Origin of the sequence: Streptomyces sp. BF23-19 (genome assembly GCF_041106355.1) — a bacterium.
GTDB classification, from domain to species: domain Bacteria; phylum Actinomycetota; class Actinomycetes; order Streptomycetales; family Streptomycetaceae; genus Streptomyces; species Streptomyces virginiae_A.
Genome location: NZ_JBGBPT010000024.1, coordinates 50,849 through 74,802 on the forward strand (window position 1 = coordinate 50,849; position 23,954 = coordinate 74,802).

Sequence of the window (23,954 nt, forward strand, 5' to 3'; positions counted from 1 at the left end):
AGCCGGAACCTGTCTTCCGTCGGGCCGCGCCGCACCACCGTCGAACACGAAGCAAGGGGGGACAGAGCTGTGCCCGCTCCACGGATGAGCACCACGCCACTGCCCGGCATCGGGGTCCAGTACGACCTCACCACCCGCGAGCGGCGCCACCTGTCGGTGATCGCCCACCGCGACGGCACCCGTACGGTGAACGTCTACCGTGCGGACGATCCCGACGCGTGCGCCCAGTCGCTGCACCTGTCCGGGGCGGAGACCGACGCGCTGATCGACGCCCTGATGCCCGCGCACCACAGCCCCAACCTGCTGCACACGACCGACCTCGGGCTGGTCGCCGAGCGCATCGAGCTGTCCGCGCACTCGTACTGGAACGGTCGGCTGCTGGGCGAGACCCGGATGCGGACGGAGACCGGGGTCTCGATCGTGGCGGTCCTGCGGCGGGCCGAGGCCCGGCCCTCCCCCGCGCCCGACTTCCGCCTCGCGGGCGGGGACACGCTCATCGTGATCGGCACCCGCGAGGGCGTCGACGCGGCCGCCTCCATACTCGGACGGGAGTGATCGCCTGTGCATTCCGCCGTCTTCCTGATCGAGTTCGGTGCCATCATCCTGGGCCTGGGCCTGCTGGGCAGGCTCGCCGGCCGCTTCCGCTTCTCCCCGATTCCCCTGTACCTGCTGGCGGGTCTCGCCTTCGGCACGGGTGGACTGCTGCCCATGGGCGCGAGCGAGGAGTTCGTGGCCATCGGCGCCGAGATCGGCGTCATCCTGCTGCTGCTGATGCTGGGTCTGGAGTACACGGCCACCGACCTGGTCTCCAACCTCAAGACCCAGTACCCGGCCGGGCTGGTCGACTTCACCCTCAACGCCGTACCGGGCGCGGTCGCCGCGCTGCTGATGGGCTGGGGGCCGGTGGCCGCCGTGGTCCTGGCGGGGGTCACCTGGATCTCCTCCTCGGGCGTCATCGCCAAGGTGATGGGGGACCTCGGGCGGCTCGGCAACCGTGAGACCCCGGTCGTCCTCAGCGTGCTGGTCCTCGAAGACCTGGCCATGGCCGTCTACCTGCCCATCGTCACCGCACTGCTGGCCGGGGTCGGTCTCGCGGCGGGCAGCCTGACCCTGGCGATCGCCCTCGGGGTGGCCGGCGCGGTGCTGTTCGTCGCCGTCCGCTACGGCCGGGTCATCTCCCGCTTCGTCTCCAGCGACGACCCGGAGAAGCTGCTGCTCGTCGTCCTCGGCCTGACCCTGCTGGTGGCGGGCATCGCCCAGCAGTTGCAGGTCTCCGCCGCGGTCGGCGCGTTCCTGGTCGGCATCGCCCTGTCCGGTGAGGTGGCGGAGGGTACGCACACGCTGCTCAGCCCGCTCCGGGACCTGTTCGCCGCGGTGTTCTTCGTCTTCTTCGGCCTGCACACCGACCCGGCGAGCATTCCGCCCGTCCTGCTGCCGGCGCTCGCGCTGGCCCTGGTCACCGCGGGTACGAAGATCGCCACCGGGTACTGGGCCGCGAAGCGCGCCGGGGTCGGGGTCAAGGGCCGTTGGCGGGCCGGGGGCACCCTCGTCGCGCGCGGCGAGTTCTCGATCGTCATCGCCGGTCTTGCCGTCACCGCCGGCATCGAACCGGCCCTCGGGCCGCTGGCCACCGCCTACGTGCTCATCCTCGTGGTGATCGGGCCGCTCACCGCCCGCTACACCGAGCCCTTGGCCGCGTGGTTCAGGCAGCGGCGCGCCGTACGCACCCCGCTGCTCGCCGCCGTGCCCTCCCCCGCCAAGTCCCCGGAGAGCGCCGCGGAGCCGGCCCCCGACCAGGATCCCGCCGGGCGACCGTAGCGGGTGCGTCCTGCCGATCAGGGCGGGGCCATCGGCTTCGCCCGGCGGTGTGTACGGGGCTCCGCGCCCAGCCGGTTCACCGCCAGGGCGGCCACGACCAGGCCGGCCGCCAGGACGAGCCCGTTGGGCAGGGTGGCCCCGGCCACCGCGGCCCAGACCCCCAGGGCCACGGCCAGCCAGGCGCCGGCCCGGCGGTACCCGCGCCGGCGGGGCCGGGGCCCGGCCGGGGCTCCGGGACCGGTGGTCCTCGTATCGTCGGATGCCGGCATGGCCCCGCTCCTTTCCGTGGGCCGGGCGAGGGCGCGGGGGCGGATTCGCTGCCGAGGGCACGAGCCGCTCCGCGTCGACGTCGTCGAGACGCAGGGGGTGTTCACCGTGCGGGGCGTGTCCGCGAAGCGGCGGCGGGCGCGGGCGCCGTGGGTCCGCGGGCGCCTCCCGGCTCCCTGCGCCGGCCGGGAGGGGACTTCTCGGACACCCTCAGCATCGCCCGCCCCGCCGGCCCCGCACATCGGGGCCGGCACCCATCTTGCGCACCGGTCAGCAGATGCGCGGCAGCTGCTCCCCGATCGGCAGGTCGACCACGCGGGTGCCGCCGAGGGCGGTGCGGGCCACGACCAGGCCCGGGTGCGCGTCGACGGCCTCGCCGATCACCGTCGCGTGGCGGCCCAGCGGATGGGCGCGCATGGCGTCGAGGACGGCGTCGGCGTGCTCGCGGGGCACGAAGGCGACCAGCTTGCCCTCGTTGGCCACGTAGAGCGGGTCGAGTCCGAGGATCGCGCAGGCGTTCGCGACGGCCGCGGGGACCGGGACACGGCCCTCCTGGATCACGACGCCGGTGCCCGAGGCGGCCGCGATCTCGTTGAGGGAGGCCGCCAGCCCGCCCCGGGTGGGGTCGCGCAGGACGTGCAGGTCGGGGGTGACCGCGAGCATGCTCCGCACGAGGCCGCCCAGATCCGCGCAGTCGCTCCGGATGTCCACGCCGAATTCCAGACCCTCGCGGACGCTCATGATCGCCACGCCGTGGAGGCCGATCTCGCCGCTGACGATGACCACGTCACCGGGGACGACGCGCTGCGGGCGCAGGTCCACCCCGTCGGGGATGATCCCGATGCCCGCGGTGTTGAGGTAGATGCCGTCCCCGCGGCCCGCCTCCACGACCTTGGTGTCGCCGGTGGCCACCTCCACGCCCGCGGCCCGCGCCGCCGCGCCCATGGCCTCGGCCACGCGCGCCACCACCGACATCTCGACGCCCTCCTCCAGGATGAACCCGCAGGACAGGTACGCCGCTCGGGCGCCGCTCATGGCGAGGTCGTTGACGGTGCCGTTGACCGCGAGATCGCCGATGCAACCGCCGGGGAAGAACAGCGGCCGCACCACGTACGAGTCGGTGGAGAAGGCCAACCGGACCCCGCCCAGGGAGACGGCCGCGGAGTCCCCGAGCTGGGCGAGGACGTCGCCGCCGAAGGCGGGGGCGAACAGGTGCTGGACCAGCTCGGCGGAGAGCGCGCCGCCGCCGCCGTGGCCCATCACCACACGGGGGCGGTCGCGCAGCGGGGCCGGGCAGGTCCAGCCGGTGATGTCGAGTGCGGTGTCAGACAACGGGGCTCGCCTCCAGCGGGGCGCTCGCTGCGGTCGGGGCGGTCACCGCGGAGTTCGCGGCCTTGGCGGCGGGCACCGTGCCCAGTTCCAGCCGCCGGTAGAGGTAGTACGCGGCGCAGGCGCCCTCGCTGGAGACCATGGTGGCGCCGAGCGGGCTGCGCGGGGTGCACAGCGTGCCGAAGGCCTCGCACTCGTGCGGTTTCAGCAGCCCTTGGAGCACCTCGCCGCTGCGGCACTCGGCTGGCTCCCGGGTGTTGATCCCGGTGACGGAGAAGCGGTGTTCGGCGTCGAAGTCCCGGTAGCGCTCCGACAGCCGCCACCCGCTGTCGGGGATGACGCCGATGCCCCGCCAGGCCCGGTCGGTGACCTCGAAGACGTCCTCCAGCATGGCGAGGGCGGCCGGGTTGCCCTCGGGGCGTACGGCGCGCGCGTAGGCGTTGTCCACGGTGTGCTCGCCGCGCTCCAGCTGCCGGACGGCCCGGCGTACGCCCTCCAGGATGTCCAGCGGTTCGAAGCCCGTCACCACGATCGGCACCCGGTGGCGCGCGGCCAGTTCGGGGTACTCGCGCACGCCCATCACGCTGCACACGTGCCCGGCGGCGAGGAAGCCCTGCACCCGGCAGCTCGGCGACTGCATGATCGCCTCGATCGCCGGGGGCACCCGCACGTGGGAGACCAGCAGGCTGAAGTTGGGGATGCCCAGCTTCTTCGCCTGGTGGACCGTCATGGCGTTGGGCGGCGCCGTGGTCTCGAAGCCGATGCCGAAGAAGACCACCTGGCGCTTCGGGTTCTCCTGGGCGATCCGCAGGGCGTCGAGCGGGGAGTAGACGACGCGTACGTCGCCGCCCTCGCTGCGCACCTGGAACAGGTCGCGGCCGGTCCCGGGCACCCGGAGCATGTCCCCGAAGGAACAGAAGATCACGTCGGGGCGGGAGGCGATCTCCAGCGCCTTGTCGATGACCTCCAGCGGGGTGACGCACACCGGACAGCCCGGACCATGGATCAACTCGACCTGCTCCGGCAGCAGTTGATCGATACCGTGTCGGATGATGGTGTGGGTCTGGCCGCCGCAGACCTCCATCAGGGCCCAGGGCCGGGTCACGGTGGCATGGATGTCGTCCAGCAGCCGGCGGGCGAGGTCGGGGTCCTGGAACTCCTCGATGTACTTCACGGCTGGACTTCCTCCTGCGGTGCGGCGAGGGCGGGCGCGGGCTCGGGCCCGGGTCCGAGGTCGGGATCGTCGGTGAAGGGCCAGGGGTCGCCGCCGACCGCGGCAGCCTGCTCCCACGGGTCACCGAACTCCTCCTGGAGCATGCCGAGCTGCGCGAAGAGTTCGAGGGTCTGCTTGGCCGACTCCTCGTCGAGGCGCTGGAGGGCGAAGCCCACGTGGACGATGGCGTACTCGCCCACCTGAAGGTCGGGCAGGTACTCCAGGCACACCTCCTTCTGCACACCGCCGAAGTCGACGGTGGCCATGCGGGTGCCGTCCTTCTCCCCGATGTCGAGCACTCTGCCGGGCACCGCCAGGCACATGGGTTTCTCCTTGCTGTGGGTGTGTCAGGGGCTGTGTCAGGGCGTGTCTCAGGGCGTGTGCTGCGCGGCGGCCACCATGAGCTGGCCGAGGGACAGCCCGCCGTCGTTCGGGGGGACGCGGCCGTGCCGCAGGACGGTGAACCCGGCCGCGCGCAGCCGCCGGGCGCACTCCGTCGAGAGCAGGGTGTTGGCGAAGACCCCGCCGGTCAGGGCGACGGTGTCCAGGCCGTGCCGCTCGCGCGCGAGTGCGCAGAGCGTGGCGACGAGGGCGGCGACGGAGCGGTGGAACCGGGCGGCGATCAGCGCCGGGTCCGTGCCGGCGCGTACGTCGGCCACCACGGCGGCGAGTACGGGCGCCGGATCGGCGGTGACCGGCCCGCCGTCGGGGTCGGGCGGCGTGCGGAGGCCGAAGGCGTAGCCGGGTCCGGGATCGGCTTCGCCCACGCCCAGGGCGGCGCCCTCCAGCTCGATCGCGGCCTGCGCCTCGTAGCCGGCCAGGTGGCAGATGCCGGCCAAGGAGGAGACGGCGTCGAAGAGGCGGCCCATGCTGGAGGTCGGGACGCAGTTCAGCCCGCGTTCCAACTGGCGCTCCAGCAGCTGGATCTCTCCCGGTGGGCAGGCGGCGACGCAGGGCAGGTCCGGGCTCCGGTCGATGCCCGCGGCCCGCAGGTGGGACAGTGCCATCCGGTACGGGCGGTGCACGGCCGCGTCGCCGCCCGGCAGCGGGACGTAGGCGAGGTGGGCGAACCGGGTGAACCCGGCGTAGTCGGCGAGGAGGACCTCGCCGCCCCAGACGGCTCCGTCGTCGCCGTAGCCGGTGCCGTCGAAGGCGACCCCGATGACCGGGCGGCCCCCTTCCAGGCCGTGCTCCGCCAGGGTGGAGGCGATGTGGGCGTGGTGGTGCTGGACGTGGACGAGCGGCCGGGCGCCCGCGGCGCGCTCCGCCCACCGGGTCGAGCGGTAGCCGGGGTGCCGGTCGGCGGCGAGGAGCACGGGCGCGACGCCGGTGATGGACTCCAGCTGCCGCTCGGCGCCTTCGAGGGCGTACTGGGTGGCGAGGTCGTCCATGTCGCCGATGTGGGCGGACAGCCAGGCCTGGCGCCCTTCCCCGAGGCAGAAGGTGTTCTTCAGGTCCCCGCCCGCGGCGAGGCTCGCGGGGACGGGCACCGGCAGGGTCAGCGGCAGCGGGGCGTACCCGCGCGAACGGCGTACGGTCAGCGGCTCGCCGTCGCACACCCGCACCACGGAGTCGTCGCACGGCACGTGGATGGGGCGGTCGTGCGTGAGCCAGCCGTCGGCGAGGTCGGCGAGCCGCTCCAAGGCCTCGTCGTCGTCGGTGACGATCGGCTCCCCGGAGAGGTTTCCGCTGGTCATGACGAGCAGCCGGGGCCCCGGGGGATCCCCGGGCAGGCCGAGCAGCAGGTGGTGGACGGGGGTGTACGGGAGCATCACGCCGAGGTCGGGGCAACCGGGGGCGACCCCGTCCGGGCCGTCCGCACCGGCGCGGCGGCGCAGCAGCACGATGGGCCGGACGCCGCCGGTGAGCAGGGCGCGTTCCTCGGGGCCGATGTGCGCGAACCGCTCGACGTCGGCGAGGTCCCGGGCCATCAGGGCGAACGGTTTGTCCCCGCGCGCCTTGCGCCGACGCAGCTCGGCCACCGCGCCCGCGTCGGTGGCGTCGCAGGCCAGGTGGTAGCCGCCCAGGCCCTTGACGGCGAGGATCGCGCCGGCCACCAGGAGGCGCCGGGCCCCGGCCACCGGATCGGCGCCGGCGCGCTCGCGGGGCGGACGGCCGGTGAGCAGCCTGAGGCGGGGGCCACAGGCCGGGCAGGCGACCGGCTGGGCGTGGAAGCGGCGGTCGGCCGGGTCCCCGTACTCGCGGGCGCAGTCGGGGCACATGGGGAAGGGGGCCATGGTGGTGTGGGCGCGGTCGTACGGCAGCCCGGTGACGATGGTGAAGCGCGGCCCGCAGTGGGTGCAGGTGATGAAGGGGTGCCGATGGCGCCGGTCGGCCGGGTCGGCCAGTTCGGTGAGGCAGTCGGCGCAGGTGGCGACGTCCGGAGAGACGAGCGTGCGGGCGGGGCCGCCGGTCCGGGAGGCGATGATGGTGAATCCGGTGCCGCCCGCGACGGGCACCTCCCAGTGGTCGACGGCGTCGACGACGGCCAGCGGGGGCGCGTCCGCCGCGAGCCGTTCACAGAACCGCACCACCGCCGCCGGGGCGCCCTCGACCTCCGCGACGACGCCCTCGGGGGTGTTGGTGACGTGCCCGGCCAGACCCAGCCCGGTCGCGCGGGTGTAGACGTAGGGCCGGAAGCCGACGCCCTGGACCACGCCCCGGACGGTGATCCGGCGCCGCTGCACCGCCTCCATCAGCGGGTCTGCGCGACCGTGTGGACGTGCGGGTGCTCGTGGTCGCGCTCGTGGTCCTCGTCGTGATCGTGGACTTGGTCGTGGTCATGCTCGTGCTCGTGCTCGTGCTCGTGCTCGTGCTCGTGTCCGTGATCGTGTCCGTGCTCGTGCTCGTGATCGTGTCCGTGGTCGTGATCGTGCGCGTGCTGCTGACGGGCCATCACCGGTGTGTGCGTCCCCGTACCCGACCCGGCCGCCAGTGCCCGGTCGAGCAGGACGCCCAGGCCCGCACCCGCGCGCGCCGAGGTGAGCACCACTTCCACACCGGGATTGACCTGCTCGACGTTGGCGCGGAAGGCGGCCTCGTCGAACTCGACGGCCCGCGCAATGTCGGTCTTGGTGACCACCACCAGCTGGGCCAGCCCGAAGGCGGTCGGGTACTTCAGCGGCTTGTCCTCGCCCTCGGTCACCGAGGCGAGCACCACCCGCAGCGTTTCCCCCAGGTCGTAGCCGGCCGGGCAGACCAGGTTGCCCACGTTCTCCACGAACAGCAGCCGGGTGTCCCCGGGCAGCCAGCCGTCCAGGTGCCGGCCGAGCATCGCGGCCTCCAGGTGGCACAGCCCGTCGGTGAGGACCTGCTTGACCGGTACGCCCGAACGGGCCAGTCGTACCGCGTCGTTCTCGGTGGCCAGGTCGGCCGTCAGCGCGGCCACGGCCACGCCCCGCTCCCGCGCGAGGAGCAGTTCGCGCTCCAGCAGCGCCGTCTTGCCGCTGCCGGGGCTGGAGAGCAGATTGACCACCGTCGTTCCGCGGGCGGTGAGTTCGGTGCGCAGGACCTGGGCGGCGACGTCGTTCTTGGCGAGTACCGCCTGCCGTAGATCGACCACTCGGCACATGGTTCAGGCCTCCTCGGGAATCGGTTCGCGGGTACGGGCACCGGCGGGGCCGTCTTCCCAGCGCACGCTGAGGATCTCCAGCTCGCGGCCCGCCAGCAGTTCCACCTCGGTGGCCCTGCCGCATCCGGGACAGCACAGCTCGGGGGGCATGCCCACCGCCCAGGTGCCGGGGCAGGAGCCGCAGCGGGCGCGGGCCTCGACGGACTCCGTGACGAGTTCGGCGCCCTCGAGGACCGTTCCGGCGCAGGCCAGTTCGAAACAGAAGGCCAGCGCGTCGGGGACCACGCCCGCCAGCTCACCGACCCGCAGCCGTACGGAGGTGACGGCCTGTGCGCCGCCCGCCCGGGCCGCCTCTTCCACCTGGCCCACGACGGCCATGGCGATCGACATCTCGTGCATCGGACTCCGTCCTGCCGGGGCTCATTGAACCGGCGGGACGGCGTCCGTGCGGTCGGGCACGCCGGTACGCGGCACGCCCTGTACGCCATTCGGGCGCCCGCGCCGGCGGCCGCGCCCGCGGCGGTGTCACATCCGGCGCATGCGCAGGTAGCGGCGGAGGTCGGGGAGGACCTGCAGCAGGACGGCGGTGAGGACCGCGACCGCGGCCCCGCCGATGAAGGCCTTCTTCATGGAGTTCTCCTCAGTTCGCGGCGAGGCCGGTCGATTCCGTCCGTGGCCGGTCGGTTTCGTCGTGGGGCTGGCCGTGGATCAGGTCCAAGGCCGTGCGTACGGCCTCCGGTACGGCGGCGGCCACGGGTGCGCTCAGTCCGATGCCCTCCTCGACACCGGCCGGTTCGCAGCCGAGGACGAGGGTGCGCCGGGGCGGGGTGGCGCCGGTCCCGGCGCACAGGGTGTCCAGCAGGGCGAGGACGGCGTCGGGGGACATCTGATGGCCGTCGAGGACGGGCGGCGGCGGCGCCTCGGCGCCGACCGGGCCCGTGCCCGCGCCGCCGTCGGCCTCGATGAGGTAGAGCGTGCCCGGCTCGCCGCCGCGTGCGGTGGCGTCGACCAGCAGGAGCGTGTCGTAGCCGTCGAGGAGCTGGTAGGCGAGGTGGACGCCGCGCACCCCGAAGTCCACCACCTCGACCCCGTCGGGCAGCGGGTGCTCGGCCAGCGCCCGTACGGTCTCGACGCCGAACCCGTCGTCGCCGAGGAAGACGTTGCCGATGCCCGCGATCAGGACCCGGTCGTTCACGCGTCCTCCAGGGGGGCGACCTCGTCGGGCTGGAAGTAGAGGAACCTGCCCTGTTCCCGCCGGATGTCCGCGCCCGGGTCGTCCTCCACGGTGACGGCGAGGTGCACTCCCCCGTCGACGTCGTGCAGTACGGCCTCGACGAGCGCGGTACGGCCCTGGACGAACAGGTCCTGGGCGTCGGTGCGCCGCAGCCCGGGGCGCAGCCGGACGCGGCTGCCGGGGCCCACCGAGGCGCCGTCGATCGTGATCCGGTCGCGGGCCGGGTCCGCAGTGTCCGCCCGGGCCGGGTCCCACCAGGGGGTGTCGGGCCGGAACACCACGTCCTCGGAGGGGAGTTCCGCGATGAGCGGCGGCTGCTCCGGTCCGGTGACCTCGCGCAGGGCGCGTACGGCGCCGTGCAGCCGCTCCAGCACCTCGGGCGGCATCGATTCGGCGAGGTCGATCACGGCGGCCGCCCGGGCGTCGGTGCCGCGGGCCTCGCGCTTCTCCTGCTCGGTCAGGGCGGCCGTGCGCAGGGCGAGGATCTCGTCGATCTCGGTGGCGTCGTACATGGCGCCGACGCTCTCGGGGGCGATGGCGGGATGGTCCTCCAGGATGATCGGGGAGGACAGGACCACGTCGGCGCGGCCGGGTTCGCCCGCGAGCACCGGCCAGGTGTGCCGGTTCTCGCAGGCGGCCACGGCCTGCCTGGCCCATTCGGGCGGGTCGGTCATCGAGAGGAAGGACCCGGGGTCCAGGCCCAGCAGCAGGTGGGCGGCGACCAGCGAGTGCGGCAGAGCGGCCTCGCGGTCGACGGGGCCCGCTCCGGGGGGCGGGGTCCACGGGCTGGTGTTCTCCACCACCGCCCGGAGCCTCAGCACCCGGTAGGCGCCGGGGAGTTCGGTGGCGTGCAGCCGCAGCACGCCCTCGATCTCCTCGGTACGGCGCACCAGGCGGCCCACGGTGCGCCCCTCGGCGTCCTGGACGGGCTCGGTGTCGACGCGGGCGGGGCGGTGGAAGGGGAAGGTGACGCCGTCGTCGCCCAGCAGCTCGGCGACGGGGACGCTCACCTCGACCCGTTCCTCGGTGCCCTCGTCCCAGGGCACGAGGACCCGGTCGGCCAGGTGCAGCTCGGCGACCTCGGTGAAACCGCCGTCGTCCGCGGCCTGTTCGACCGTACGCCGCTGCGCGTGCAGGAAGCGCAGCTCCAGGGCGAGGGTCGCCGCGCCCCGCGGTTCCATCAGGATCTCGGTCTGCTGGAAGACGTGCTCCTCGTGCGCGCGGCCCCAGGCCGGGGGCACGAGGACACCGAACTGCCAGCGCAGCCGGTTCTTCGCGGCCGAGGCCCGGTAGGGGTAGAGCACGTACCCCTCCAGCAGGACCGCGTCGGCCACCTGCCGGGCGACCGCGAAGCCGGAGTGGGAGTCGGAGTGGGAGTCGGCGTGGGGGGTGGTGGTCGTGGTCACGGAGCCGCCCTCTCGGTGAGGCGCGGCAGGATCGCGCCCAGCCGGACGGGACCCGGTGGGTCCTGCGGCCGCGGCGGGCCGGCGGCGTCCAGCAGGGCCCGTACGGTCGCCTCCCAGGAGGCGAGGGCGTGGCGGGAGCGGAAGGCGAGCAGCTCGTCCATGGTGTCGCGGGGCAGCCGGAGCCAGCCGCAGCCGGGGAAGTGCTGTTCGACCATCTCGCGCCACACCGCCACGGGCATCCGGTACGTGGCTTCGCGGTCCCAGGGCACCGGTTCGACGCGGAAGCCGGCGTCGCCGGTGAAGGCGGTGCCGGAGAACAGCATCAGCAGCGGTACCTCGCCCTCCGCGAGGGCTTCGAAGTACCGGGTGGCGGCGATGTCCATGTCGTAGGTGCAGGGCACGACCAGGTCGGTCTCGGTCTCGCCGGTGAAGCTCGGGACCATGACGGAGACGTGGGCGAACTGCACGGGCTGGAGGGTGTTGCCCCAGCGGGAGCGCTCGCCGAACAGGTCCGCGAGCCCTTCCGCCTCGGCGGGGCCGTAGCCGCGCCGGGCGGGTTCGATGCGGATCTGGCAGCGCAGGGCGATGGCGTGCACCGGGGCGCCGCCGGCCGCGGTGATCCGCAGCCGGAAGACGAGGGTGGGGCCGGCGGCGTACGGGTCGGCGCGTACCCCGGTGCAGGTGAAGGCGAATTCCGTCATCGGATCCCGTCCTCGTCCGCCACCGGGGGCAGGGCCTTGGCCCGTCGTTCCACCTGCTCGAAGAAGGTCTTCAGCGCGGCCCGGGCCTCCGCCCCGCCGTCGAAGCCCTGCCACAGCAGTCGCATCCGCCCCACCAGCTCGTAGCAGATGTCGATCGGCACCAGGTAGCAGTCGGTGCGGCCCTCCGAGCGGCGCAGCAGCAGCGCCTCGACGTCGGGTTCGAGGAGCGTGGACAGCCGGCCGCTGCCGAGTACGGACTGCCAGGTCTCGGGGTCGAGTTCGCTCTCGGTGGCTCCGGCCGGGCTCGGGTAGAGGGCGACCAGCCGGTCGAGGGCGGCGTTGCGGAAGAAGAACGCGACGCCGACCGGGATCTGGAGGAGTTCCCACGCGCCGTCGTCGAGCCGGTGGGCGGGGTCGGTGAGGTAGCGGTCCGGTACGGCCCGCAGCCGGCCGGTGCCCGCGCCCGGCCGGTCGAACAGCAGGGCGCAGGCGGTGCAGGCGCAGATCAGTGCGCGCTGTTCGGTCTGCACCAGGTGGCGGTGGCCGTCCTGGGGCACGGCGACCCCGCACAGTTCGCAGGTCTCGGGCCGGGGCGGGCGCGGGCCCGCGAACCGGCGCAGCCCGCGCGGGGCGCGCGGGGCGCGCGGGCCGTCGTGCAGGAGCCCGGGCCCGCTCACGGCACCCGCGCCGGGCTCGGGGGCCGGGTGCCGATCTGCAGGAGGGCGGGGGCGGGGGCCGCGGCGGGCTCCTGTTCCACGCCGGTCACCTCGGGGGCGAAGCAGGCCAGGGTGTCCTCCAGGGTCCGTCCGGCATCGCGTCCGCCGCCTGCGCCCGAACCGCAGCCGCAGCCGCTGGAGGCCGCGGCGGGGCGCAGCCTCAGGACGCCGGTGTCCGCGTCGAAGCCGAGCAGTTCCAGCGGTTCGCCGTGGGCGGCCAGGGCGCGGTCGATACGGGTGTGCACGTCCTCGGGGTGCAGGCCGTGCAGGGAGAGCAGGCTCGCCACGAGTTCGTCGCCGTAGAGCGGCTTCAGCGGGCCGTCCCCGACCTTCTCGACGATCCGGGCGAGCCCGGCACCGTAGAAGTCCATGAGGACGCGCACCAGTTCCTCGGCCGCGGCGCAGGCCGCCCGGTCGCCGGTGGCGGCGAGCCGGTCGAGGACCTCCTCGACCCGGCGCCCGGCCTGGGGGCCGTCGATCGCGGCCCTCATCCGCCCAGTCCGCTCAGACCGGTGGGCACGTGCATCGTCTTGACCGTCTTGCCGCCGCCGACGTACATGTGGACTCCGCAGGGCAGACAGGGGTCGAAGCTGCGGACCGCGCGCATGATGTCGATGCCCTTGAAGTTCTCCGGGGTGTTCTCCTCGAAGATCGGGGTGTTCTGCACGGCGTCCTCGTACGGCCCGGGGGTGCCGAAGGTGTCGCGGGTGCTGGCGTTCCACGGGGTCGGCGGGTACGGGTGGTAGTTGGCGATCTTCCCGTCGCGGATCACCATGTGGTGCGAGAGCACGCCGCGCACGGCCTCGGTGAAGCCGACGCCGAGTCCCTCGTCCGGGACCTCGAACTTCTCCCAGGTCTGGGTGCGCCCGGCGCGGACCTCGGCGAGGCCCTTCTCGGCGCAGTGCAGGGCGATGGCGGCCGCGTAGGCCTGGAAGTAGGTGCGCGCGCGGTTGCGTTCCAGCGCGTTGCTCCACTTCGGGATCTTCCACTCGAAGCGGGTCTCGGGCTTGGTCATCGTGCGCGGCAGGGTGATCACGACGCTGTGACCGGTGGCCTGCACGTAGTCGGTGTGGACCAGGCCCGACAGGGCGGTGGACCACAGGCGGGCGATGGGGCCGCCGCCGGTGTCCAGGGCCAGGTGGTCCTTGCCGTCGAACCAGCGGGGGGACATGACCCAGCTGTACTTGTCGTCGAAGTTGCGCTTCTGCGGGGCCGGGATGGTGTGCTGGTTCCACGGGTGGCGCGGGTCGACCGGGTTGCCGAGCGGGTCGTGGGTGACGAACTGTTCCTGGCCCTGCCAGTCGTCGTAGTACGAGCTGCCGAGCAGGATGCGGATGCCGAGGTTGATCTCGGTGAGGTCGTTGGTGACCAGCTTGCCGTCCACCACCACGCCCGGGGTGACGAACATCTTCCGTCCCCAGTCGGTCATGTTGGCGTACGTGAAGTCGCAGTACTCGGGGTCGTTGAGGGCGCCCCAGCAGCCGAGGAGGACGCGCCGGCGGCCGACCTCCTCGTAGCCGGGCAGGGCCTCGTAGAAGAAGTCGAACAGGTCGTCGTGGAGCGGGACGACCTTCTTCATGAACTCGCAGTACCGCATGAGGCGGCTCATGTAGTCCGTGAAGAGCTGGACGGAGGCGATGGTGCCGACGCCGCCCGGGTAGAGGGTGGAGGGGTGCACGTGGCGGCCCTCCATCAGGCAGAACATCTCGCGCGTGTAGCGGGAGACCTGGAGCGCCTCGCGGTAGAACTCGCCCTCGATGGGGTTGAGGGAGCGCATGATGTCGGCGATGGTCTTGTAGCCGTGCTCGCCGGCGTGCGGGGCGGGGGTGCGCTCGGCGAGCTCCAGGACGCCCGGGTTGGTCTCGCGGACCATCTTCTCGCAGTAGTCGACCCCGACCAGGTTCTCCTGGAAGATGTTGTGGTCGAACATGTACTCCGCGGACTCGCCCAGGTTGATGATCCACTCGGCGAGGTGGGGCGGCTTCACCCCGTAGGCCATGTTCTGCGCGTACACCGAGCAGGTGGCGTGGTTGTCACCGCAGATGCCGCAGATGCGGCTGGTGATGAAGTGCGCGTCGCGGGGGTCCTTGCCGCGCATGAAGACGCTGTAGCCGCGGAAGACCGACGAGGTGCTGTAGCACTCCGCGACCCGCTTCTGCTTGAAGTCGATCTTCGTGTGGATGCCGAGACTGCCCACGATCCGGGTGATCGGATCCCAGGCCATCTCCACCAGGCCGCTGCCGTCTGCGGCCGCCTTCGTCTTCGGTGTCATCGTTTGTGCCGTGACCCTTCTTCGGTGCGGAGAGCGGGAGTTGGGGGGTGCTTCCGGGGGGCCGTCACCAGGGCGGGCGGTAGCCCGTGGTCAGGGCCCGGCCGGTCTGCCGCCACTTCGGTTCCTCGTCGACCGTGTGGGCGGTGACGGACCTCAGCCGGCGGATCAGGGCGCCGTACGCGCCGCTCGCCTTCGTGGAGACCTTGGCGCCGGGAGGTTCGTCCATGAACGGCATGAACTTGTCGGGGAAGCCGGGCATGGTGCAGGCGATGCAGATGCCGCCGACGTTGGGGCAGCCGCCGATGCCGTTCATCCAGCCGCGCTTGGGGACGTTGCACTTGACGACGGGGCCCCAGCAGCCGAGCTTGACCAGGCATTGCGGGGAGTCGTAGGTCTCGGCGAACTGGCCCTGCTCGTAGTAGCCGGCCCGGTCGCAGCCCTCGTGGACGGTGGCCCCGAAGAGCCAGGTCGGACGCAGCTTGTCGTCGAGGGGGATCATCGGGGCGGAGCCGGCCGCCTGGTAGAGCAGGTAGGTCAGGGTCTCCGAGAAGTTGTCCGGCTGGATCGGGCAGCCCGGTACGCAGACGATCGGGATGCCGGCCTTTGAGGTCCAGTCCCAGCCCAGGTAGTCGGGCACGCCCATGGCGCCCGTCGGGTTGCCCTCCATCGCGTGGATACCGCCGTAGGTGGCGCAGGTGCCGATGGCCACGACGGCGAGGGCCTTGGGGGCGAGGCGGTCGATCCACTCGCTGGTGGTGATGGGCTGACCGGTCTCCGGATCGTCGCCGAAGCCGCACCAGTAGCCCTCGGGCTTGATCTTCTCGTTCGGGATCGACCCCTCGACCACCAGGACGAAGGGATCGATCTCGCCCCGCTCGCCCTTGAAGAACCACTCGATGAAGGTGTCGGCGCCGCCGACCGGGCCGCATTCGAAGTCGATCAGCGGCCAGTGCACCGCGATCTTCGGCAGACCGGGCAGCACGCCGGTCACGATCTCTTCGATGCTCGGCTGCATCGCCGCCGTCAGGGACACGGAGTCGCCGTCGCAGCTCAGCCCCGCGTTGATCCAGAGGATGTGGATCACCGGATCCTCAACCTTTTCCTGCGTCGCTGTGGCCATGGGACGGCTCCTCGGGGAGGGGATCGGGAAGGGGTGGGGCGAGGCGGCCTGCCTCACCCACACCTTTCTTGCTAACAGCAGTCCGGCCCGGGCGCCGCGTCAGGTGCGGCCAGTCCAGTGACGCCGCGCGGCCTGACGGCCGACCCGCTCAGGTGGAGCGGGGTGGCGGTCGGGCGCTCCTTGCGGACGAAGGCGCGGCGCAGGGCGTGGTAGGGGGCCTCGGGGTCGAAGAAGGTCCCGTGCATCAGGGCCAGCTCGGCCCGGCGGTGGTCGGCGAGCGGCCGCCGCGCCTCGTCGCGTTCGCGCGCGGCCTTCTTCCCGGCGATCCGGGAGGCGGTGGCGGGGAGGGCGGCGAGGCGGGCCGCGAGGCGGGCCGTCTCGCGGGGGAAGTCCCCGGGCGGGCAGGGGACCGTACGGTCGACCAGTCCGAGCCCCTGGGCGGTGGCGGCGCTCAGCGGGAGGGCCTCGGCGGTGAGGCGGTCCGCGAGCGCCGGGCCGACGCGGCGGGGCAGGGTGTACGTCCAGTACTCGGATCCGTGCAGGCCCATCAGGCGGTAGTGCGGGTTCAGGACGACGCCCGCGCGGCACCAGACCTCGTCGGCGGCGAGGGCGAGCATGGCCCCTCCGGCGGCGGCGTTGCCGCCGAGCGCGCTGACGACGAGGCGGTCGGTGGTGGTCAGCACCGCCTCGACCAGGTCGTTCATGGCGTTGATGTTGGCCCAGGACTCCTCGGCCGGATCGGCCGCGGCCTCGATGACGCCGAGGTGGATGCCGTTGGAGAAGAAGTCGCGGCCGCCGCCGAGGACGAGGACGGTGGTGGGGCGGGTGCGGGCGGTCCGGTAGGCGTCCAGCAGGCGGCGGCAGTGCGCGGTGCTCATCGCGCCGCCGGGGAAGGAGAACGACAGGAAGCCGACCTGCCCTTCCTCGTGGTAGCCGATGTCGGACCAGGTGCGGTGGTGGGGGCCGGACTCCGCCGGGGCGGGAACCTCGGGAAGCGGGGGCAGCCGGTCCGCGAGCGCGAGCGTGGCGGGCAGCTTGAGGGTGGCCGGCCCTCCGGGCAGGCGGCGGGCGCGCAGCTCCGGGATCCAGACGGCCCCGTCGGCGGTGGCCCGGCAGAGCGCCCCGGCCCGGGTCGCCAGCAGCTCGCCGGGGCGGCCGCGCAGGTGCTCCTCGCGGTGCCCGCCGTGCAGGTACCACTCGCCGCCGAGCAGGTCGTCGCGTACGCCGGGCTGCGAGTCGGCGGCGCGCAGCATTCGCAGGACGTCCTCGGTGGTGTCGCTCCCCCAGTCGATCCGGCGGTCCTCCTGGCGCAGGAGCGGGCGGGCGTGGCCGCTCGCCTGGGGCTGCGGGGTGTACGTACCGGAGGCGAACCGTTCCACCGCGAGCAGGACGGCCTCCAGCGCGGCGTCGGCGATCTCACCGCGGTAGAGGTCGCTCTTGCCGACCGGCGGCACCGGGCACGCGACGCTCGCCCACACGTCGCCGGCGTCCATCTCGGCGTTGGCCTGCAGAACCGTCACGCCCCACCGGGACTCGCCGTCCTGGACGGCCCGGTCGAGGGAGGAGGGGCCGCGGTCGCCGACCGGTCCCGGGTGGACGACCAGGCAGGTGTGGGCGGCCCAGACCTCCTCGGGGATGGCGGTGCGCAGCATCGGGGCGAGCACGAGGTCGGGGCGGTGGCCGCGTACGGCGTCGGCCAGGGAGGATCCGGGCAGGGCGAGTTCGACCGCGACGCGGTGGCCGTGGTCGCGCAGCTCGGCGTGGACGCGCTGCGTGAGGCTGTTGAACGCGCTCGCGAGGAGCAGGACGTACAAGGGATCTCCCAGCGGCGGCCCGGAGCCGCGCGTGCGCGGTGCCCGGCCTGGTCGGCGGCCCGTGGCCGGAAGATGACCGGCCGCCTGAGATGGTCGGGGAGATCCGGGCGCCCGCGACCGAGGCCGCGCGGGGGCGTCACTCGAAAGCGCCCGTTCCGGGGTCCGCTCGGCCCTAAGGGCTGTCCCGCAATCCGCGGTGGGCCGGCGCGCGGCGTCGGATGCGGTGCATCGCAAGGCGGAGGGCCGTCCTCATACCGGGCGTGTTCGGCCGATCCAGACAACGCGGCGCGGTGCCGTACCGGGCGCCGTGACCCGGCGGACCTTTCCGGTCACAGCACTAGGACGTCTCTTTCGGATCTTGTCGGTCAGGTCCGAAAGAGACGGCCTAGTCGCCGTCCTCGATCCCGATGGACTCGGCCAGGTTCTTGTGGGCCGGGCCTGTCTCGCCCTGGCGCTCGCCCTGTTCCAGGAGAACGGCGGCGATCGCGTCGAGTTTGCTTTGGATCGCGTGCTCGGCCCGGCGTTCGGAGTTCTTCAGCAGGGCCAGGAGCAGCAGGGCGACCGCGCCCATCGCGTCGCCGAACAGGTGCTGCCAGCTCGTGTCCAGGTGGGCGAGGTGGACGGCTACGAAGCCGGCCACCAGCAGGACGCAGAACACGGAGAAGGTGGGCGAGCTGGTGAAGTTCGAGGCCAGCTCCGCCAGCTTCTCGAATGGTCCGAGCCGCCCCTGGCCGCCCTTCTTCGCGGGATGTTCGAAGGCCATGGTGTGCACGTGCCCGCTCGGACCGCACCCCATCCCCTCCGAGCCGGTCAAGCACCCGACCGGCCCAGATCGGGAAGTGACCGTACGGTCACCTGGCCCGTACGGTCACTTCGCCCGAACCGGCGCCCACAGGCTGACGCTCCACACGTCCCCGTGCCCCGCGTGGTAGCCCCGCTCCTCTTCCTCGTCGTCCACGACGATCACCGAGACGTTGGACGCGGCCGCCCGGTACTCGAGGAAGCCGCCCTGGTCGCCGACCTTCAGTTCCGGGGCTCCGGGGACGCGCCCGAGCTCCTCCCGCACGTCCGCCCACGCGACGTGGCGGGGGAACTCGACCCCCATCGTGCGCGCCCATTCCTTCGCCATGTCCTGGCCGGACGCGAGCCGGTGCAGCTCGATGGAGCCGCCGGACATGACCCACTCGTCGTAGCGGTTGAAGTAGAACTCGACGAATCCGTAGTCGCGGCGCAGCGACTCACCTTCCTCGTCGACCACGTCGACGAAGCGGTGGCGAATCGCCCGGTCGACCTCGCCGAGCGTGGAGCCGATGCCGATCCCGTGCAGGCGGCCGGTCCTGAGGATCGAGGCGAGGAAGTCGATGCCGGTCACGGCCAGTTCTCCGATGTGTCGTTCAGGGCTTTCATCCATTCTGCCGAGCGCACAGGCGTCTAGCCGCGGGCTGCGGAGCGGTGGCTCGGCGCCACCCCACGCGAAGGCGTAGGGGTCCGCTCCGCCCGCGTACGAGCAGGCGATTCCGGTGTCGGGCAGGTCGAATTCCGCGCGCAGCCACCCGTCCATGGCGAGGGCGGCCACCTCCGGCCGGTAGTCGGTCAGCGGGAAGTCGAGGGAGACGATCTCGAGGTACACGCCCTCCGGACACCTGGCGCCCAGCTCCTCGGCACGCAGCGCCACGACGAAGGAGAGCCAGGACAGGTCCTCCTGGTAGAGGCCCGCCTCCGGAAGCAGCAGGCGGACTCCTCGGTGGATCACCACGGAGGGGGCCGCCGCTTCGCCCGGTGGCACGGTGCGTGCCGAGAGGTCCGCGGCCAGTCCGCCGAGCGGGCTCCTGAGCCGATATCTGAACTTTCGCATCGTTGCACTCACTTGACGAGCCCTCCGGACTGCGGGATTCCGCCTTGATTCTCCCGGCTCATTGTCGCGGCAGGCCGACGGGGCCGGAGATCGGAAACCGTTGAATGTGATCCGCGAAGTGCGCAGGATGGCCATGAGCGAGGGAGGTCCGTCATCGCGTCCGTCGAAGTGACCACCGAGACCGTGCGTGCCGAGGACGGTGCCACGGTCCGGGTCAGGTTCCACCGAAGGCCCGAGGATCCGTCGGCGCCGGTGCTGGTGTGCATGCCCGCCATGGGGACCAGGGCCGTCTCCTACACGCCCCTGGCGGAAGCCCTCGTAGAGGCGGGGTTCCAGGTGGTCCTCGGGGAGCTGCGGGGGCAGGGCACGAGTTCGGTCCAGGTGCGGCGCGGAGTGCGTTACGGCTACCACGAGATGGTGGCGTACGACTACCCCGCGCTGTTCCGGGCGGTCGCGGCCGCCTTCCCCGGGGCGCCGCGCCTCCTGCTCGGGCACAGCCTCGGTGGGCAGCTCGGCACGCTCTACCTCAGCCAGGAGGCGCACATGGCCGCGGGCGCGATCCTGGTCGGCGTCCCGTCCTGCCACTACCGCGGCTGGCCCTTCCCGCAGAACCTGGGGATGCTCGCCGGGTTCCAGTGCGCGGCCGCCTTGGCCGCGGTGTACGGGTACTTCCCCGGCCGCCGGCTGGGGGTGTTGGGGAACGACTCGAGGCAGGTCCTGCGGGACATGGCCACCCAGGTCCGGACCGGCCGCTACGACGTGCCGTCCTCGCCGGTGGACTTCGAGCGCGGGCTGGCCAGGATGGACCTGCCGGTGCTGGCGGTGGCCATCGAGGGCGACGCCATGGCGCCGCCCGGCGGGGTGCGCGGGCTCTGCGACAAGCTCACGAGCGCGCGGGTGACGTACGAGGAGCTCGCACTCGGTGACGGCGCGCCGGGCGGCCTGCACTACGGCTGGATCCGTGACAACGCCGCACTCGTCGAGCGGGTACGGGCCTTCGTGGACCGGGCCTGACGCCCTCCGCGACCGAGGGGGTGTCAGCCGAGGAGGGCCGGGGAGGAGGCTCCGGGGGCCAGCAGCCGCGGGGCGCCACCGCCGTCGGCGGGGACGGTCCACAGGTCCGTGCTGTCGGCGGCGCCGTCGGTGGGCAGGCCGTAGGCGAGCGTACGGTCGTCGAGCCAGGCGGCCTGGTCGTCCACGCTGTGCTTCTCGGCGAGCGCGTGCTCGCGCAGTGTCCCGAGGTCCATCACGTGCTCGCGCCAGAGCGAGGCCCCGGCCCGGACCCGCTTCTTGTACGCGATGCGCGTCTCGTCCGGGGACAGGGAGGGGCATTCGACGTTCTTGGCGAGGGTCTTGACGCTGCGCCCCGAGATCGAGCCCTTGACCAGGTGGGTCTCGCCGCCGGTGGAGACGGTGGCGTAGAAGGTGTCGTCGTCCTTGGAGAAGGTGACCCCCCAGAAGTTCACGTCCTGCGCGCGGTGCTCCCGGCCGTCCATGTCGATGGCGAACTCCTCCAGGTTCGCCTCCAGCTTCCAGGTGCGGGTGTCCACGATCGCGGTACGGGTGGAGAAGAAGGCGGCGCCGTACGACTCGCCGGAGACGAAGACGGTCCAGGCGACGAACCGGCCGCTGGGTGAGACCCGGGCCCGGCTGGGGGTGCCCGCGAGGGGGAAACTGCGCAGCGTGCGCAGTTCGGAGTCGACGATCAGGGCCGTGTTGTCCTGGGCGAGCGCGCCCGGCGTGGAGCGCAGGCACACGCCGGTGCCCGCGGCGGCGTAGAAGCGGCGGCAGTTGAGTTCGGAGGCCGTGCGTTCGGAGTCGGGTGCGTCGGCCGGGACGGAGGCGAGGGCCCCGCGGTGCGGACCCTGCCCGCCGTTGAGGAAGGTCAGGGAGCCGGGCCGGTCGAGGGTGACGGTCCCGGCGGCGACCGTCGGACCGCCCGCCGACGGCTTGTCGTCGCGGGAGGCGGAGCGCATCACCAGCGTGGCGGCGAGGCCTCCGAGCAGCAGCACCGCCACCGCGAGGACGAGCAGGCGACGGGACGTGGACAGCGTCATCTGGGGGGCCTCACGGGCTTCGGTTCGGGTCGGGTCGGTTCGGGTCGGCTCGGATCGATTCGGTTCGGTTCGGTTCGGTTCGGGTGTCCTGCGGCGCCGAGGGGCGCAGGACGAAGCCGGCGACGGCCGCGCAGCACAGCAGGCCGGCCGCGGCGGCGGCCAGGGCCGGGCCGGTGCCCCAGAGGGTCCAGGCCGCGCCGAAGGCGAGCGAGCAGCCGAAGCGGGCCAGCGCCTGGCCGGTGCCGACCAGGGCCATGCCGGTGGCGCGCAGTTCCCCGGGGACGGTGGCGGCCACGGCGGCGGGGAGCACGCCGTCGGTGGCGGCGTAGAACATGCCGTGCAGGGCGAGGACCAGGTAGGGCAGCGCGGGCCAGGCGGGGGCCCAGAGCAGCAGTCCGTAGCCGGCCAGCAGGAGGGCGTGCCCGGTGAGGAAGACGGTGCGCCGGCCGATCCGGTCGGCGAGGGCCCCGGCGGGCACGGCGAGCAGCAGGAACACGGCGGCGGTGCCCAGCGGCATGAGCGGGAACCACTGGTCGCCGATGCCGGTGCGGCGTTGCAGGAGCAGGTAGACGAAGGCGTCGCTGACGGTGGTGAGGCCCAGCAGGACGGCGCAGACGGCCAGGTTGCGAAGCCGGGGCAGGCGCAGCAGGCCGAGCGCGTCGCGCAGCCGTACGGGGGCCGGCCGGTCCGCGTCACGAGCCGTGGCGGCGGTGGTCGCCGTGGAGGCCGGGGCGGGGGAGGCCGGGGCGGCGGTGGCCGGGGCGGCGGCTCCGGCGGACGGCGTGGGCATCGGGTCGCCGCCGGACGGGACGAAGAGCATGAGCACCACGACACCGAGTACGGCGACGCAGGCGCTGACGCCGAAGACGGCGTCGTAGCCGTCGACCGTCAGGCTCAGGATGAGGAAGGCGGCGAGCGGGCCGAGCAGCGCCCCGGTGGTGTCCATGGCCCGGTGCACACCGAAGGCGCGTCCTTGTAACTCGGGCGGTGTGGACAGGGAGATCAGCGCGTCGCGCGGGGCGGTGCGCAGTCCCTTGCCGGTGCGTTCCAGGGTGAGGATCACGCTGATCGGGCCCAGGCTGTGGGCGAACAGGAGCAGTGGTTTGCACAGGGCCGACAGACCGTAGCCGATGCCGGCGATCAGCTTGTGGTTGCGGACCCGGTCGGCGAGGTGGCCGCCGGTCAGCTGCACGAGGGCACTGACCCCGTTGTAGACGCCGTCGAGCGCCCCGAAGCCGAGGGGGCTCAGGCCCAGTCCGGCGATCAGGTACAGGGGCAGCACGGCGGTGACCATCTCCGAGGAGATGTCGGTGATCATGCTGACCGCGCCCAGGGCGAGGACGGTCGAGGCGACCGCGGGTGCCCGGACGGGTTCCCGGCCCGGAGCGGTCTTCGCGCCCTCGGGCGCGGGCGCGGAGCGGTCCGCGAGGTACATGCTCTGGAGCTCCCGATGCCGACGGACTTGGGTGCACTCGAACGTGCGAGTGGAACCCTAATGGTTGTACGGGCCAACGGTGGGGCGTTCGACCGGATGTGGCCGTTCACCCCGCCGCCGACCCGGGTCGGGGTGGGGCGGGGTGGGGCGGGGTGCGTGCGGGGGTCAGCCCTGCCGGCTGCTCTCGTCCCGCAGCCAGGTCGAGAAGTCCTGGTCCCGGATGGCCTTCCGGGAGCCCCGACGGGCGGCGAGCGCGGCCACCACGAACACCACCACACCCGGCAGCAGCGCCGGCCGGGCCCACAGCAGGGCGCGCAGATCCGCCGTGCCCGTCCGCGCGGTCTGCTCGGACACCGGCTCCGGCGCCCGCTCGCGCGCCCGCTCCGACACCGGCTCCGGCGCCCGCTCCGACACCGGCTCCGGCGTCCGCTCCCGCGCCTCTTCCGGCGCCTCGGCCCGCCGCGCCGCCTGGAAGCGCTCGAACTCGGCCGAGGAGGTCGCCGCCCGGACCCGCCGCCGGATCAGGTCGGACCAGGTGCGCGGCGGGCGGACGACCACCCGGGCCTCCTCGACCACGCGCCGCTCCCCCGGCCCGAAGGCGAGGGACGCGGCCAGGTCGTCGGCCATCAGCGGGGGCAGCGCGGCGAGCCGCGCGTGCCCCGGCTCGGTCACGGCGATGACCCCCCGGCCGAACAGCCCCTCACGGACGGCGGGCAGTCGCTGCCACACCCGGTAGTACGCCCGCACCGGCCAGGCACAGCCGGCCAGCGGGATGTCCCGGCCGGGGGCGGCGGCCAGCAGCTCCGGGTTCCGGTCGAGGGCGCCCACCAGGGCCCGTACGTCGGCGGCCCCGACGACGACGTCGGCGTCGACGTACAGCCGGGGGAATCCCCGTGCGTGCTCGTCGCCGACCCGAAGTGCCTCATGTTTGGAGGGAGTCGGGATCTCGACCACGCGTACACGGTCGCCGCGCCCGGCCGCCACGCGGGCGGTGTCGTCCGTACAGCCGTTGCACACCACGACGATGTCGGGCCCGGACACCGAGGTGTCGGCCAGGAGCGCGTCGAGGAGCCGGCCGATGACCCGACCTTCGTTGTGGGCCGGTATCACGATGCTGGTCACCCGGGCAGTATGCACGGTCGAACA

At 73.2% G+C, this 23,954-nt stretch carries 23 protein-coding genes; 3 read left to right on the plus strand and 20 right to left on the minus strand.

What is annotated here, in order from left to right; translation table 11 throughout:
* The first annotated feature begins 84 nt into the window (after nt 1-84).
* Both AB8A24_RS16085 and AB8A24_RS16090 read left to right on the plus strand, forming a co-directional pair.
* Complete coding sequence (locus AB8A24_RS16085) at nt 85-555, plus strand: cation:proton antiporter regulatory subunit (RefSeq protein WP_266377717.1); 471 nt, start codon at nt 85-87, stop codon at nt 553-555.
* Between the two features lie 6 nt (nt 556-561).
* Nucleotides 562-1,818, plus strand: a complete 1,257-nt coding sequence (locus AB8A24_RS16090) for a cation:proton antiporter (protein WP_037862725.1) — start codon at nt 562-564, stop codon at nt 1,816-1,818.
* A 17-nt stretch (nt 1,819-1,835) separates the two neighbouring features.
* Here AB8A24_RS16090 and AB8A24_RS16095 read toward each other — a convergent pair whose 3' ends face one another.
* The 17 genes from AB8A24_RS16095 to AB8A24_RS16175 all read right to left on the minus strand — a co-directional run bounded on the left by AB8A24_RS16095 (nt 1,836) and on the right by AB8A24_RS16175 (nt 19,316).
* A complete protein-coding gene (locus AB8A24_RS16095; RefSeq protein WP_328961025.1) occupies nt 1,836-2,087 on the minus strand; it encodes a hypothetical protein in 252 nt (83 codons plus the stop codon).
* A 268-nt stretch (nt 2,088-2,355) separates the two neighbouring features.
* Nucleotides 2,356-3,417 (minus strand): hydrogenase expression/formation protein HypE, encoded by a 1,062-nt coding sequence (hypE, locus tag AB8A24_RS16100; protein WP_161292110.1) that lies wholly within the window; start codon nt 3,415-3,417, stop codon nt 2,356-2,358.
* The gene (gene hypD / locus AB8A24_RS16105) at nt 3,410-4,588 is read right to left on the minus strand and encodes a hydrogenase formation protein HypD (protein WP_328961026.1); all 1,179 of its coding nucleotides are present in this window, start codon (nt 4,586-4,588) and stop codon (nt 3,410-3,412) included. Before hypD ends, hypE begins: the two co-directional genes overlap by 8 nt.
* Nucleotides 4,585-4,950 carry a HypC/HybG/HupF family hydrogenase formation chaperone gene (locus tag AB8A24_RS16110; protein WP_328961027.1) on the minus strand — a complete coding sequence of 122 codons (366 nt, stop codon included), beginning with the start codon at nt 4,948-4,950 and terminating at the stop codon, nt 4,585-4,587. The genes hypD and AB8A24_RS16110 overlap by 4 nt, the downstream gene beginning before the upstream one ends.
* 48 nt (nt 4,951-4,998) lie before the next feature.
* Complete coding sequence (hypF, locus tag AB8A24_RS16115) at nt 4,999-7,323, minus strand: carbamoyltransferase HypF (protein WP_369476248.1); 2,325 nt, start codon at nt 7,321-7,323, stop codon at nt 4,999-5,001.
* Nucleotides 7,323-8,198 (minus strand): hydrogenase nickel incorporation protein HypB, encoded by an 876-nt coding sequence (hypB, locus tag AB8A24_RS16120; protein WP_369476250.1) that lies wholly within the window; start codon nt 8,196-8,198, stop codon nt 7,323-7,325. Before hypB ends, hypF begins: the two co-directional genes overlap by 1 nt.
* A gap of 3 nt (nt 8,199-8,201) precedes the next feature.
* Complete coding sequence (locus AB8A24_RS16125) at nt 8,202-8,597, minus strand: hydrogenase maturation nickel metallochaperone HypA (RefSeq protein WP_266377737.1); 396 nt, start codon at nt 8,595-8,597, stop codon at nt 8,202-8,204.
* A 241-nt stretch (nt 8,598-8,838) separates the two neighbouring features.
* On the minus strand, nt 8,839-9,393 hold the full coding sequence (locus tag AB8A24_RS16130; RefSeq protein WP_369476252.1) for a hydrogenase maturation protease: 555 nt from the start codon (nt 9,391-9,393) through the stop codon (nt 8,839-8,841).
* Nucleotides 9,390-10,838 carry a hypothetical protein gene (locus tag AB8A24_RS16135; RefSeq protein WP_369476254.1) on the minus strand — a complete coding sequence of 483 codons (1,449 nt, stop codon included), beginning with the start codon at nt 10,836-10,838 and terminating at the stop codon, nt 9,390-9,392. Before AB8A24_RS16135 ends, AB8A24_RS16130 begins: the two co-directional genes overlap by 4 nt.
* On the minus strand, nt 10,835-11,539 hold the full coding sequence (locus tag AB8A24_RS16140; protein WP_266377744.1) for a DUF6084 family protein: 705 nt from the start codon (nt 11,537-11,539) through the stop codon (nt 10,835-10,837). Before AB8A24_RS16140 ends, AB8A24_RS16135 begins: the two co-directional genes overlap by 4 nt.
* The gene (locus tag AB8A24_RS16145) at nt 11,536-12,216 is read right to left on the minus strand and encodes a DUF5947 family protein (protein ID WP_328961032.1); all 681 of its coding nucleotides are present in this window, start codon (nt 12,214-12,216) and stop codon (nt 11,536-11,538) included. Before AB8A24_RS16145 ends, AB8A24_RS16140 begins: the two co-directional genes overlap by 4 nt.
* The gene (locus tag AB8A24_RS16150) at nt 12,213-12,746 is read right to left on the minus strand and encodes a hypothetical protein (protein WP_328961033.1); all 534 of its coding nucleotides are present in this window, start codon (nt 12,744-12,746) and stop codon (nt 12,213-12,215) included. The genes AB8A24_RS16145 and AB8A24_RS16150 overlap by 4 nt, the downstream gene beginning before the upstream one ends.
* A complete protein-coding gene (locus AB8A24_RS16155; RefSeq protein ID WP_030765281.1) occupies nt 12,743-14,527 on the minus strand; it encodes a nickel-dependent hydrogenase large subunit in 1,785 nt (594 codons plus the stop codon). Before AB8A24_RS16155 ends, AB8A24_RS16150 begins: the two co-directional genes overlap by 4 nt.
* Nucleotides 14,528-14,591: 64 nt before the next feature.
* Nucleotides 14,592-15,647, minus strand: a complete 1,056-nt coding sequence (locus AB8A24_RS16160; protein ID WP_328961034.1) for a hydrogenase expression protein HypE — start codon at nt 15,645-15,647, stop codon at nt 14,592-14,594.
* Between the two features lie 71 nt (nt 15,648-15,718).
* Complete coding sequence (locus tag AB8A24_RS16165) at nt 15,719-17,461, minus strand: hydrogenase maturation protein (protein WP_369476256.1); 1,743 nt, start codon at nt 17,459-17,461, stop codon at nt 15,719-15,721.
* Nucleotides 17,462-17,846: 385 nt separating this feature from the next.
* Nucleotides 17,847-18,224 (minus strand): hypothetical protein, encoded by a 378-nt coding sequence (locus AB8A24_RS16170; RefSeq protein ID WP_328961036.1) that lies wholly within the window; start codon nt 18,222-18,224, stop codon nt 17,847-17,849.
* A 105-nt stretch (nt 18,225-18,329) separates the two neighbouring features.
* A complete protein-coding gene (locus AB8A24_RS16175) occupies nt 18,330-19,316 on the minus strand; it encodes a hypothetical protein (protein ID WP_369476258.1) in 987 nt (328 codons plus the stop codon).
* A 168-nt stretch (nt 19,317-19,484) separates the two neighbouring features.
* Between AB8A24_RS16175 and AB8A24_RS16180 the strand changes: the two genes are divergently transcribed.
* Entirely contained in the window at nt 19,485-20,330 is an 846-nt protein-coding gene (locus AB8A24_RS16180; RefSeq protein ID WP_369476260.1) for an alpha/beta fold hydrolase, read from the plus strand.
* 23 nt (nt 20,331-20,353) lie between these two features.
* On the opposite strand, the gene AB8A24_RS16185 is transcribed toward AB8A24_RS16180, so the two are convergent.
* From AB8A24_RS16185 to AB8A24_RS16195, 3 genes are all read right to left on the minus strand, one after another.
* Nucleotides 20,354-21,373, minus strand: coding sequence for a TolB-like translocation protein (locus AB8A24_RS16185; RefSeq protein WP_328961039.1), 1,020 nt, complete (start codon nt 21,371-21,373; stop codon nt 20,354-20,356).
* 10 nt (nt 21,374-21,383) lie between these two features.
* A complete protein-coding gene (locus AB8A24_RS16190; protein WP_369476262.1) occupies nt 21,384-22,808 on the minus strand; it encodes an MFS transporter in 1,425 nt (474 codons plus the stop codon).
* Between the two features lie 165 nt (nt 22,809-22,973).
* A complete protein-coding gene (locus tag AB8A24_RS16195; protein ID WP_369476264.1) occupies nt 22,974-23,930 on the minus strand; it encodes a glycosyltransferase family 2 protein in 957 nt (318 codons plus the stop codon).
* Nucleotides 23,931-23,954: the final 24 nt, after the last annotated feature.

Excerpts from the sequence above, each read along its gene's own strand:
- AB8A24_RS16085 (WP_266377717.1), top strand. The coding sequence starts at position 85 with ATGAGCACCACGCCACTGCCCGGCATCGGGGTCCAGTACGACCTCACC.
- AB8A24_RS16095 (WP_328961025.1), bottom strand. The coding sequence starts at position 2,087 with ATGCCGGCATCCGACGATACGAGGACCACCGGTCCCGGAGCCCCGGCC.
- AB8A24_RS16110 (WP_328961027.1), bottom strand. The coding sequence starts at position 4,950 with ATGTGCCTGGCGGTGCCCGGCAGAGTGCTCGACATCGGGGAGAAGGAC.
- hypF (WP_369476248.1), bottom strand. The coding sequence starts at position 7,323 with ATGGAGGCGGTGCAGCGGCGCCGGATCACCGTCCGGGGCGTGGTCCAG.
- hypB (WP_369476250.1), bottom strand. The coding sequence starts at position 8,198 with ATGTGCCGAGTGGTCGATCTACGGCAGGCGGTACTCGCCAAGAACGAC.
- AB8A24_RS16125 (WP_266377737.1), bottom strand. The coding sequence starts at position 8,597 with ATGCACGAGATGTCGATCGCCATGGCCGTCGTGGGCCAGGTGGAAGAG.
- AB8A24_RS16140 (WP_266377744.1), bottom strand. The coding sequence starts at position 11,539 with ATGACGGAATTCGCCTTCACCTGCACCGGGGTACGCGCCGACCCGTAC.
- AB8A24_RS16150 (WP_328961033.1), bottom strand. The coding sequence starts at position 12,746 with ATGAGGGCCGCGATCGACGGCCCCCAGGCCGGGCGCCGGGTCGAGGAG.
- AB8A24_RS16155 (WP_030765281.1), bottom strand. The coding sequence starts at position 14,527 with ATGACACCGAAGACGAAGGCGGCCGCAGACGGCAGCGGCCTGGTGGAG.
- AB8A24_RS16160 (WP_328961034.1), bottom strand. The coding sequence starts at position 15,647 with ATGGCCACAGCGACGCAGGAAAAGGTTGAGGATCCGGTGATCCACATC.
- AB8A24_RS16170 (WP_328961036.1), bottom strand. The coding sequence starts at position 18,224 with ATGGCCTTCGAACATCCCGCGAAGAAGGGCGGCCAGGGGCGGCTCGGA.
- AB8A24_RS16175 (WP_369476258.1), bottom strand. The coding sequence starts at position 19,316 with ATGCGAAAGTTCAGATATCGGCTCAGGAGCCCGCTCGGCGGACTGGCC.
- AB8A24_RS16185 (WP_328961039.1), bottom strand. The coding sequence starts at position 21,373 with ATGACGCTGTCCACGTCCCGTCGCCTGCTCGTCCTCGCGGTGGCGGTG.
- AB8A24_RS16190 (WP_369476262.1), bottom strand. The coding sequence starts at position 22,808 with ATGTACCTCGCGGACCGCTCCGCGCCCGCGCCCGAGGGCGCGAAGACC.